General features: G+C 66.5%; 11 protein-coding genes. 8 read left to right on the top strand and 3 right to left on the bottom strand.

Features of this window, described 5'->3' with window-relative positions:
• The first annotated feature begins 1 nt into the window (after nucleotide 1).
• The gene (locus tag ACIQ42_RS02615; protein ID WP_397420675.1) at nucleotides 2-769 is read left to right on the top strand and encodes a hypothetical protein; all 768 of its coding nucleotides are present in this window, start codon (nucleotides 2-4) and stop codon (nucleotides 767-769) included.
• A complete protein-coding gene (gene phnD, locus ACIQ42_RS02620) occupies nucleotides 766-1,758 on the top strand; it encodes a phosphate/phosphite/phosphonate ABC transporter substrate-binding protein (protein ID WP_397420662.1) in 993 nt (330 codons plus the stop codon). Before ACIQ42_RS02615 ends, phnD begins: the two co-directional genes overlap by 4 nt.
• A gap of 37 nt (nucleotides 1,759-1,795) precedes the next feature.
• Here phnD and ACIQ42_RS02625 read toward each other — a convergent pair whose 3' ends face one another.
• Together ACIQ42_RS02625 and ACIQ42_RS02630 are read right to left on the bottom strand one after the other, a co-directional pair.
• A complete protein-coding gene (locus tag ACIQ42_RS02625) occupies nucleotides 1,796-2,221 on the bottom strand; it encodes a PaaI family thioesterase (protein WP_397420663.1) in 426 nt (141 codons plus the stop codon).
• Nucleotide 2,222: 1 nt separating this feature from the next.
• Nucleotides 2,223-2,615, bottom strand: coding sequence for a PaaI family thioesterase (locus ACIQ42_RS02630; protein ID WP_397420664.1), 393 nt, complete (start codon nucleotides 2,613-2,615; stop codon nucleotides 2,223-2,225).
• Nucleotides 2,616-2,727: 112 nt separating this feature from the next.
• On the opposite strand from ACIQ42_RS02630, the gene ACIQ42_RS02635 reads away from it, so the two are divergent.
• Both ACIQ42_RS02635 and ACIQ42_RS02640 read left to right on the top strand, forming a co-directional pair.
• Entirely contained in the window at nucleotides 2,728-3,738 is a 1,011-nt protein-coding gene (locus ACIQ42_RS02635; RefSeq protein WP_397420665.1) for a ligase-associated DNA damage response exonuclease, read from the top strand.
• Nucleotides 3,739-5,358 (top strand): cisplatin damage response ATP-dependent DNA ligase, encoded by a 1,620-nt coding sequence (locus tag ACIQ42_RS02640; RefSeq protein WP_397420666.1) that lies wholly within the window; start codon nucleotides 3,739-3,741, stop codon nucleotides 5,356-5,358.
• On the opposite strand, the gene ACIQ42_RS02645 is transcribed toward ACIQ42_RS02640, so the two are convergent.
• Nucleotides 5,355-5,876 carry a D-glycero-alpha-D-manno-heptose-1,7-bisphosphate 7-phosphatase gene (locus ACIQ42_RS02645; protein WP_397420667.1) on the bottom strand — a complete coding sequence of 174 codons (522 nt, stop codon included), beginning with the start codon at nucleotides 5,874-5,876 and terminating at the stop codon, nucleotides 5,355-5,357. The genes ACIQ42_RS02640 and ACIQ42_RS02645 overlap by 4 nt on opposite strands.
• A gap of 91 nt (nucleotides 5,877-5,967) precedes the next feature.
• Here ACIQ42_RS02645 and ACIQ42_RS02650 point away from each other — a divergent pair, with 91 nt between their 5' ends.
• The 4 genes from ACIQ42_RS02650 (at nucleotide 5,968) to ACIQ42_RS02665 (ending at nucleotide 10,758) form a co-directional block, all read left to right on the top strand.
• Nucleotides 5,968-7,755: a dipeptide ABC transporter ATP-binding protein gene (locus ACIQ42_RS02650; RefSeq protein ID WP_397420668.1), complete on the top strand. Its 1,788-nt coding sequence runs from the start codon at nucleotides 5,968-5,970 to the stop codon at nucleotides 7,753-7,755.
• Between the two features lie 70 nt (nucleotides 7,756-7,825).
• Complete coding sequence (locus ACIQ42_RS02655) at nucleotides 7,826-9,034, top strand: threonine ammonia-lyase (protein ID WP_397420669.1); 1,209 nt, start codon at nucleotides 7,826-7,828, stop codon at nucleotides 9,032-9,034.
• Nucleotides 9,035-9,046: 12 nt separating this feature from the next.
• Nucleotides 9,047-9,562 carry an FKBP-type peptidyl-prolyl cis-trans isomerase gene (locus ACIQ42_RS02660; protein WP_397420670.1) on the top strand — a complete coding sequence of 172 codons (516 nt, stop codon included), beginning with the start codon at nucleotides 9,047-9,049 and terminating at the stop codon, nucleotides 9,560-9,562.
• 188 nt (nucleotides 9,563-9,750) lie between these two features.
• Complete coding sequence (locus ACIQ42_RS02665) at nucleotides 9,751-10,758, top strand: efflux RND transporter periplasmic adaptor subunit (protein WP_397420671.1); 1,008 nt, start codon at nucleotides 9,751-9,753, stop codon at nucleotides 10,756-10,758.
• Nucleotides 10,759-10,803: the final 45 nt, after the last annotated feature.

Consider the following 10,803-nt stretch of genomic DNA (forward strand, 5'->3'; position numbering starts at 1 on the left):
GATGCTGTTTGCGGCCGCCCTGGTATTCGCGCCGGCCGAAGTGCTGTCGCGGCGTCCGGCCGAAGAGGCACGTCAGGGCGTGGCGGTTGACGCGGACTTTCTCTATGCCGTGGATAACGCGCAGATCGCCAAATATGACCGCAAGACCGGCCAGAAGGTCGCCCACTTCAAGGGCGATCCGGTCAAGTTCCCGCACATGAACTCCTGCGCCGTCATCGGCGCAGAGCTTATCTGCGCCGGCTCCAACTACCCGGCCACTCCGATGCAGAGCCAGGTTGAGGTGTTTGACCCGAAGACCCTGTCGCATCTGCGGACAATTCCAATGGGCCCTCAACCCGGTTCACTCACCTTTATGGATCGCAAGGACGGGTCCTGGTGGGCCGGACTCGCCAACTATGATGGCCGTGGCGGGGAGCCCGGTCGTAATCATACCTTCACGACCCTGGTCCGTTTCGATGATCAGTGGCGCGCCCTGGACCGCTGGACTTTCCCGCCGGAAGTCCTGGCCCGGATGGCGCCCTCAAGCGCGTCGGGGGGCGCCTTCGGCGCGGATGGGCGCCTCTATGTCACTGGCCACGACCGGCCGGAGCTCTACGTGCTGAGCGTGCCCGAAGGTGGCGGCGTCCTGAGACTGGTGGGGACAATCCCGATCGCGGTGGAGGGTCAGGCGATCACGTTTGACCGCAGTGCGCCCGGCGTGCTCTTCGGGATCAACCGCGCCAGTCGCGAGGTGGTGGCCATGAAGCTGCCACCGGTGGAGGGAAAATGAACCGCTGCATCGCCTTTGCCCTGATGGCCGGCCTGGCCCTCTCCGGCTGCGGTCAGAGCCCGGAGCCCGACCGGAAGGAACTGGTGTTCTCGATTCTGTCGGCCGAGAGCCAGGCCAGCGCCGAGAAAGACTGGACCCCCTTCGTCGAGGATATGGCCAAGGCCCTGGGCCAGCCTGTGAAGGCCTACTACGGCTCCAACTACACCGCCCTGATCGAGGGAATGAGGTTCAAACAGACAGACCTCGGCTGGTTTACAAACCAGTCCGGCCTTGAGGCGGTGCGCCGCGCCAATGGTGAGGTGTTCGCCCGTTCGGTGAACCCCTCCGGGATCGACGGCTACGAGGCGGTGATCATCGTCAAGAAGAGTTCGGGCGTGACGCTCGACAGGATTCTCAAGTGCGACAAGACACTGAACTTCGGGATGGGTGATCCGAAATCGACCTCCGGCACCCTGGCGCCGATGACCTTCCTGTTCGCCCCGCGCAACATCGATCCTGCGACCTGTTTCAAGAACGTCCGCTCAGCCAACCACGAGACCAACCTGTTCTCGGTGTCGGGCGGCCTGCAGGATGCGGCCACCAACAACACCGCCTCCATGGACCGGTTGCGCCTGCTGGACACCGATCTGGCGCGAAACACCCTCGCCAATGTCGAGATCGTCTGGCGCTCTCCGCGAATTCCGGAGGACCCACTGGTCTGGCGCAAGGACCTGGATCCGGCGCTGAAGAAGAAGATCGCCGATTTCATGTTTGGCTACGGTGTCGGCGACACGCCGGAGGCTGCCCGCCAGCGCGCCATCCTCGACAAGATCCAGACCAAGCCGTTTGTGGCCGCCAACGACACCCACCTTCTGCCGGTCCGCGAGATGGAGGCTACCGGCGCCCTGATCGAGGCCCGCAACCGCAAGGACGCGACGGCGACCTCCAAGGCGGAGGCTATGCTGGCGGAGGTACGGAAGGAGCGGGCGGCGCTGGCCGTCAATCCCTGACACGCGCTCGCCCCGGAGCCCCGCCAGGATGACCGGATCAGGTTTGGACAGGCTCGCGCAGCAGGAAATGCCCCGTCATCCCTGCGACAGGCCGGGTGCGGCTGTCCTGCCAGCACTCGACCTGCACATTGGCCACGCGGCGGCCCACCTTGCGCAGGTTGGCGCGGGCGAAGGTGTCCTGGGCGCGACCCGGGCGCAGATACTCGATGGTGATGTCGATGGTCTTGGGAATGCGGCGTTCCGGCTGGACCAGCGACAGCTGAGCCAGCGCGGTCATTTCCATGAAGGCGCCGATCACCCCGCCATGCAGGGCGGGCAGGATCGGGTTGCCGACCAGATGAGGCGCGAACGGCAGGATGGCGGTCATCTCGTCGCCGGCAAGTTCGAGCCGCAGGCCGAGGAACCGGGCGTAGGGCGCGCGCTCAAGGAACGCTTCCACCCGTTTGAAGGCCTCATCGCTCACGTCATTCGGCCCGGGTCAGCATGAACGAGGCCTGGGCCGTGGCGACCAGATCGGACGCATCGACATCCCACGCCTGCGCGCGGACGAAGCCGATTGAGCGGGTCAGCTTGTAGCAGTTAGCCTGGACCGTTACGCCCAGGCGGGGCCCCGCCGGTCGCAGATAGTCGATGCGCAGGTCGAGGGTGGCGATGGTCGCCGGAACATCGCCTGCCGAGCTGATCGCCAGTCCGCAGGTGTGATCGATAAGAGCCGTCACCACGCCGCTGGCGATGACACCGGTCTCGGGATCACCGACGAGGTCGTCCCGCCAGGCGATCTCCATCACCCCTGTGCCCTTTTCGATAGACACCAGCGTCATGCCCAGCGCCGCAGCGTGGGGAACGTAGCTGGTCATGCGGTCGCCGGGTGAGGCGGTTTCGTAAGTCTCGGCCATGAGGATCGGGTAAGGCGCGGGTCCCTGCGGAAGTCAATGCGCCTGCCGGGCCAAGCGCCTACATTGGAGGACGATGATACGCCCGCAGGATCTGCTCTGCCCCCGGCCCGAGGGGCTCTATTGCCCGCCGGGCGACTTCTATGTCGACCCGGTGCGCCCGGTAGACCGCGCGGTCATCACCCATGGCCATGCCGATCACGCCCGGGCCGGACACGGCGCCGTGCTGGCGACGCCGGAGACCCTGGCGATCATGGCGGAACGCTATGGCGCCGACTTTGCGATTGCGACCGAGGCTACCGCCTACGGTCGGGCTGTGGCGCGCGACGATGTGACCGTCACCCTGGTTCCGGCAGGCCATGTTTTGGGGTCTGCCCAGGCGGTGGTGCAATGGAAGGGCCTGACCATGGTGGTGTCCGGCGACTACAAGCGCCGGCGCGATCCCACCTGTCCGGCGTTTGAACCCGTCCCCTGCGACGTCTTCATTACCGAGGCGACGTTTGGCCTGCCGGTCTTCCGCCATCCGGACGATGGCGAGGAGGTGGCTCGCTTGCTGCGGTCTGTGACCCAGTTCCCCGAGCGCAGGCACATGATAGGCGCCTATGCGCTGGGCAAGGCGCAGCGGATTATCCGGCTGCTGCGCGAGGCGGGCTGGGACCGGGCGATCCATGTCCACGGCGCACTGGAACGACTGAACGGACTTTACGAACGTCACGGTATTGAGCTGGGTCCGCTGGCCCCGGCGACGGGCGGCGCCAAGGCCGACTTCGCCGGACAGATCATAGTTGCGCCGCCGTCCGCGCTCCAGGATCGCTGGAGCCGCCGGTTCCCGGACCCGGTGGCCGCCTTCGCCTCCGGCTGGATGCAGATCCGCGCCCGCGCCCGCCAGCGGGGCGTGGAGTTGCCGCTGGTGATCTCCGACCACGCCGACTGGGACGAGCTGACCGCGACCGTGGCCGAGATCCGCCCCGCCGAGCTCTGGATCACTCATGGTCGGGAGGAAGCTCTGGCGCGATGGGCGGAACTGCAGGGCATCCCGGCGCGGGCTCTGGCGCTGGTGGGTTACGAGGACGAGAACGACGACTAGATGCGCGCCTTTGCTGATCTCCTTGACCGCCTGAGCCTAACGTCCTCGCGTAATGCGAAGCTGACCATGGTGCGCGACTATCTGCGGGCCACGTCGGACCCGGATCGGGGCTGGGCGCTGGCGGCGCTGACCGGGGAGCTGACCTTTGATGCCGTGAAGCCCGCCTTCATCCGCAAGGCTGTTGAGGCGCGGATGGACGCGCAACTCTTCGCCTGGTCCTACGACTATGTGGGCGACCTGGCGGAGGCCGTTTCGCTGGTCTGGCCGGCGCGTCCAGGCGCCAACCGGGAGCCGTTGCTCTCGGAGGTGATCGAGGGCCTGCGCACCGCCACGCGGGCCGAAGCCCAGGGTCGGATCGAAGCCTGGCTGGACGCCCTGCCGCAGGCGCGCGAACGCTGGGCGTTGCTGAAACTGGTGACCGGCGGCCTGCGCGTGGGCCTTTCCGCGCGACTGGCCAAACAGGCCGTCGCCGATGTGGGCGGCGCGGCGGTCGCTGAGGTCGAGGAGCTCTGGCATGCGCTTGAGCCGCCGTATGCGGACCTGTTCGCGTGGCTGGAAGGGCGGGCAGATAAGCCATCCTCGGCCAACCCTGCGCGATTCCGCCCGGCCATGCTGGCCCAGGCTCTCGATGAGGCGGTCGACTTCGAGCGGCTGGACCCGGACCACTATGCCGCCGAATGGAAGTGGGACGGCATCCGCGTCCAGGCCGCTTTCGAGGACGGCGTGCGGCGGCTGTACACGCGGACCGGCGATGACATCTCGCGCACTTTTCCCGACCTGCTGGACGCCCTGGTCGAGCCGGGCGTGCTGGACGGCGAACTGCTGGTGATCCGGGACGGCCAGGTGGCGAGTTTCGGTGACCTGCAGCAGCGGTTGAACCGCAAGACCGTGGACGGCAAGCTGATGGCCGCCTTCCCGGCGGCGATCCGCGCCTATGATCTGTTGCAGGAGGGCTCCGACGACCTTCGCGGCCTGCCGTTCTCGGCGCGGCGCCAACGGCTGGAGGCATTTGTGGCGCGACAGACCAGGGGCCGGATAGACCTGTCACCGCTGCAGGCTTTCACCAGTTGGGAAGACCTCGCCGCCCTGCGCGCCGCGCCGCCGGAGGGCGACCCCCGGATCGCAGAGGGGCTGATGCTGAAGCGGCTGGACTCTACTTACGAGGCCGGTCGCCCCAAGGGGCCCTGGTTCAAGTGGAAGCGCGATCCGTTCCTCGTGGATGCGGTGCTGATGTACGCCCAGCGAGGCCATGGCAAACGCTCCAGCTTCTATTCCGACTACACCTTCGGGGTCTGGACCGGTGACTCAGGCGCCGGTCGCGTCCTGACGCCGGTGGGCAAGGCCTACTTCGGCTTCACCGACGAGGAACTGAAACAGATCGACAAATTTGTCCGCGACAACACGCTGGAACGGTTCGGGCCCGTTCGGTCGGTGCGCGCAGAGACACACGCCGGGCTGGTTTTCGAGGTGGCGTTCGAGGGCCTGCAGCGTTCGAGCCGACATAAATCCGGCGTTGCCATGCGGTTTCCAAGGATCCACCGCATCCGCTGGGACAAACCGCCGGGCGAAGCAGATGAACTGGCGACTCTGGAGGCGATGCTGGGACCGCCCCTCCCCTAGGGTAGGGAAAGGGCGCCGAGAAACGCCCTGAGATCTCCACCCTCAAACAGCACAGCACGGACACCTGCCCGCGCCGCCGCCTCGAGGTCCGAGGCCTTGTCGCCCACCAGCATGGAGGCTTCCCGGTCGATGGGCCACTCCGCCAGAGCCTGAAGGATCATGCCCGGGTTGGGTTTGCGCAGGGGTGGGTCGGGGTGGCGATAGATCTCCAGAATAGCGTCCGGGTGCTGGGGGGCGTGATAAAAGGCGTCGATGTGCGCGCCGAGGATTGCGAGATCGGCCTGCATCTGGCGGTGGAGCTCGTGGACTTCAGCCTCGGTGTAGTATCCCCGGCCCACGCCCGACTGATTGGTCACCACGATCACCAGCCAACCGGCGCGATTGAAGTCCGCCACCGCCTCGCGCGCGCCCTCGATCCAGCGGAAATCCGCCCAGCGGCAGACATATCCCTGGTCCTCGTTGAGCACGCCGTCGCGGTCAAGGAAGAGGGCGGGTTTGAGGGCGACGGTTTCAGTCACCCACCCACTATAGGCTCGCCCGCTCACAGCGGGCTTCCAAATTTCTGCATTCCCGCCATAGGTTTCCTCTGGCACTTTCTGCGAGGCGAAATTGGCGGCGGTCCTGTCCATCCAAGACCTGAAGGTCGACTTCGAAACCCACGATGGCGAGATCAGCGCGGTTCGGGGCGTGTCGCTGGAGATCGGCCGCGGTGAGACACTGGGCGTGGTGGGCGAGAGCGGCTCCGGCAAGAGCCAGACATTCATGGCGGTCATGGGTCTGCTGGCGCGCAACGGGCGGGCCTCCGGGTCGGCCAGCCTGCACGGGAAGGAACTGCTGACGATGTCGCCGCGCCAGTTCAATCAGGTGCGCGGCTCGAAGATGACCATGATCTTCCAGGACCCGCTGACGGCGCTGACGCCGCACGTGCGAATCGGGGAGCAGATTGCCGAGCCGCTGCGCCTGCATCTGGGCCTCACCGGCGCCGACGCCGACAAGAGGGCGCGGGAGTGGCTGGATAATGTGCGTATTCCGAATTCCGCCGAGCGGATGCGGCAGTATCCACATGAACTGTCGGGCGGCATGCGCCAGCGGGTGATGATCGCCGCCGCCATGGCCCCGGGGCCGGAATTACTGATCGCCGACGAGCCCACGACGGCGCTGGATGTTACGGTGCAGGCCGAGATCCTGGATCTGATGGCGGAACTGCAACGCGCCACCGGTACGGCGATGGCCCTGATCACCCACGACATGGGCGTGATCGCCCGGCTGGCGGATCGGGTTTGCGTAATGAAGTCGGGTTCCTACGTCGAGGCGGGATCTGTCGAGGACATCTTCCGTCGGCCCCAGAGCGACTACACCAGGGCCCTGCTTGCGGCGATCCCGCGTCTGGATCGAGCCGATCGTGGCGGGCGGCCCGAGATCGCGGCGCTGGCTGCCGACGCGCCGATGGTCGCCGAAGGTCGCGACGTGAAAGTGTACTTCCCCATTCCAGGCACACTGTTCGCCAAGGGTGCGGTGCTGCGCGCGGTGGACGGGGTCTCCTTCGAGGTGCGCCAGGGGGAGACCCTGGGCATCGTCGGCGAAAGCGGGTCGGGCAAATCCACCCTGGCCCGCGCGGTGCTCAACCTGCTGCCGGCTACCGGCGGTGCGGTCACGCTCATGGGGCGCGATATCACCGGCGCGGACCGCGAGGCGATGCGCGCGGCGCGCAAGGACCTGCAGATCGTCTTCCAGGACCCCCTGGCCAGTCTCGATCCCCGGATGACCGTGGGTTCGTCCATCGCCGAGCCGCTGACTGCGTTCCGGCCTGATCTCAACCGCGCGGCCCGCGAGATCGAGGTCCGGGCCATGATGGAACGGGTCGAGCTGGATACCGACCTGATCAACCGCTATCCACACGAGCTGAGCGGCGGCCAGAACCAGCGGGTCGGTATCGCCCGCGCGATGATCCTGAAGCCAAAGCTGGTGATCTGCGATGAGGCGGTCTCGGCGCTGGACGTCTCGATCCGGGCGCAGATCATCGACCTGCTGATCCAGCTGCAGGCCGAGATGGGCCTCGCCATGATCTTCATCAGCCATGACCTGGCGGTAGTGCGCGAGATCAGCCACCGGGTGCTGGTGCTCTATATGGGCCGCGTGATGGAGCTGGCCGACCGCGACAACATCTGGAAGGCGCCGCGGCACCCGTACACCCAGGCCCTGCTTTCAGCCGCGCCGATCCCTGACCCTGCAGTCGAGCGCACGCGCAAGCGGCTGAAGCTTACCGGTGAGCCGCCCAGCCCCTTGGATCCCAGTACAGCCTACCGCTTCCTGCCGTCGAGGCTGGCGTCCGGACCGCCGCCGCAGCTTCTCGAGGTGGCGCCGGGGCACATGGTGGCGGAGTTCGATCCCGTCTAGACCGCCGGACGTTGCCCCGAAGCCCTGCCGTCGTTAGGTTGCGCGCCTTCTCAAGACCCCGGCCGCCATCATGACCCTCGCCTTTGACGATATCCTCGCCGCCCATGCGCGGGTGAAGGGTCATATTGAGCGCACGCCCTGTCGTCGCTCTCGCACCCTTTCGGAGATCACCGGGGCCGAGGTGTGGGTGAAGTTCGAGAACCTGCAGTTCACAGCGGCCTACAAGGAGCGCGGCGCGCTCAATAGACTGCTGCAGTTGGGGGAGAATGTCCGCAAGCGTGGCGTGATCGCGGCCTCGGCCGGCAACCACAGCCAGGGGCTGGCCTATCATGCCGCACGGCTGGGCATCCCTGTGACCATCGTCATGCCCAAGGCGACGCCGTTCATGAAGGTGCAGCAGACCCGCGCCCACGGCGCCGAGGTGGTCATCGATGGCGACGGGTTCGACGAGGCGGCGGCCACCGCCGACCGGCTCTGCGCGGAGCGGGAGCTGACCTATGTCCACCCTTTCAACGATCTGGATGTAATGGCGGGTCAGGGCACAGTGGCCATCGAGATGCTGGAGGACGTACCAGACCTGGAGGTCATGCCGATCCCGATCGGCGGCGGCGGGCTGATCGCAGGCATGGCGACAGCGGCCAAGCATATCCGCCCGGAGATCCAGATCGTGGGCGTGGAGCCCGCTATCTTCCCCTCGTTCACCGCCAAGATGCGCGGCGTCGACACGGCCCGCAGTGGCAGCGCTTCGACCATCGCCGAGGGGATCGCGGTGAAGGAAGTGGGCGACATCAGCTATGCAGTCGCCCGTCCGCTGATCGACGAGGTGTTGCTGATTGAGGAGCCCTACTTCGAGCGTGGGATTGCGCTGTACTGCAATGTCGAGAAGACCGTAGTCGAAGGTGCCGGCGCGGCTTCCCTGGCGGCGCTGCTGGCCTATCCGGACAAGTTTCGGGGCAAGAAGTGCGGGCTGGTGATCACCGGCGGCAATATCGACACCCGGCTACTGGCCTCGGTGCTGACGCGCGAACTGGTGCGGGAAAGCCGGATCGTGTCGCTGCGGGTGATCGGCGATGATCGCCCGGGACTGCTGGCCAACGTCTCTGCGATTATCGGCCAGATGGGCGCCAACATCATCGAGGTGGCCCACAACCGCCTGGCTCTCGACGTCCCGGCCAAGGGCGCCGAATTCGATCTGATGATCGAGACCCGCGACCGCCAGCACACCCATGAGGTGATGGACGCCCTGCGAGATCGCGGCTATCCGCCACGCGTCGTTTGAGGGATAAGTCTGATGATGCGTAACGTAGTTCTGCTGTCCGTGCTGCTGGCGCTTGCGGCATGCTCTCCGAACAAGGACACAGCTTCCAGCTCGTCCGTTCCAGGGACCCAGAGCGAGACCTCAAAGGCCTACATGGCCAAGGTCGGCAAGGAGGCCGGCGTGGTCGTGCTGCCATCCGGGCTGGCTTACAAGATCGTGCGATCAGGACCTGCTACCGGCCTGAAGCCGCAACTGACCGACGAGGTCAAGGTTCACTACGAGGGCAAGCTGGAGGACGGCAAGGTCTTCGACAGTTCCTACGAGCGTGGCCAGCCTGCCGCTATGCCGCTCAGGGGTCTGGTGTCCGGCTGGCAGGAAGCGCTGCAGCTGATGCGTCCGGGCGACGAGTGGGTGCTCTATGTGCCTTCGAACCTCGGCTACGGCGAAGAAGGCGCCGGTGGCGGCGAGATCCCGCCCGGCGCGCCCCTGATCTTCCGGATCGAGCTGATCGACGTGCTGCCTGGACCGGGGCGCGTCCAGCAGGGGTAGGGGTCCTTCAACCCGGCGATCAACCGCACTTCGGTCCGGTTTCCGCTACGCTACCGGCAAGTTTTGTCCCAGATCAGGCGCCTTGCTCGCGCAGATCGACGGTATTGTATTCGGACTGCCCAAACGCCAATTCTCGGACTAGATATCGTACGAAGCGCGCGTGGGCGGCAGGCGAGGGGCAAGAGACCTTGAACGAGGACAAGTCGGAGCTTCTGAAGTCGCTCAGCATCGACCGTTCCCGCGATGACGAGCCTGCGGGCGGCCCATCTCCCCTGATCCTGACGGCCATCATCGCTGGCAGCGTGCTGGTGGGCGGCGGCGCGGGATGGTTTCTGAAACCGGTGCCCAAGGCCAAGCCGGTGGCGGCCGAGGCGGTACAGGGGACCGCTGGGCCGGCCAAGGTTGTGGCGCCCGCCGGTGGATTGACCGCGTCAGGCTATGTTGTCGCCCGTACGCGCGCGACTGTCGCCGCTGAGGTGACCGGTCGCGTCGTGGAAGTCAGAGTCGAGGAAGGCCAGGCGGTTCGAGCCGGGCAGGTGCTGGCCATTCTGGACGGGTCACTGGCGGCCGTCGACGCCGCCTCGAACCGGGCACGGGCCCTGACGGCTCAGGCCGCACTCAATTCGGCCCAGGTGCAGTACCTGCAGGCGCAGCGCGATCTGGCGCGCGCCGAGACGCTGGCCAAGAGCGGCTATGTCAGCGAGGCCAGTCTACAGGCCAGCGCGCTGCAGGCCCGGGTGGCGGCGGCGCAGGAGGACCTGTCCCGCGCCCAGCTTACCGTGGCTCGCTCGGAGTCCAACCGCACCCAGGTCCAGCTCGGCAAGTATGAGATCCGCGCACCCTTCTCTGGCATCGTGATCGATAAGGCGGCCCAGCCGGGCGAGATCATATCGCCCCTCTCGGCCGGCGGCGGCTTCACGCGCACCGGCATCTGTACCATCGTCGATATGGACAGCCTTGAAATCGAGGTGGACGTCAACGAGGCCTACATCGGCCGGGTCTCCACCGGTCAGAAGGTGGAGGCCATCCTCGACGCCTTCCCCGAAACGGTCCTGCCGGCCCGGGTGATCGCCAAGATCCCGACCGCCAGTCGCGACAAGGCGACGGTCCGGGTGCGGATCGGCTTTGACAGCAAGGATGTCAGGGTCCTTCCTGAAATGGCCGTCAAGGTCACCTTCCTGGAACCCCGCACTTGACCCCGGCCTGCAGGACCCCGCGATGAGCGCCCTCATTCAGCTGAA

The sequence above is a fragment of the Phenylobacterium sp. genome (genome assembly GCF_044372605.1).
Taxonomy (GTDB): domain Bacteria; phylum Pseudomonadota; class Alphaproteobacteria; order Caulobacterales; family Caulobacteraceae; genus Phenylobacterium.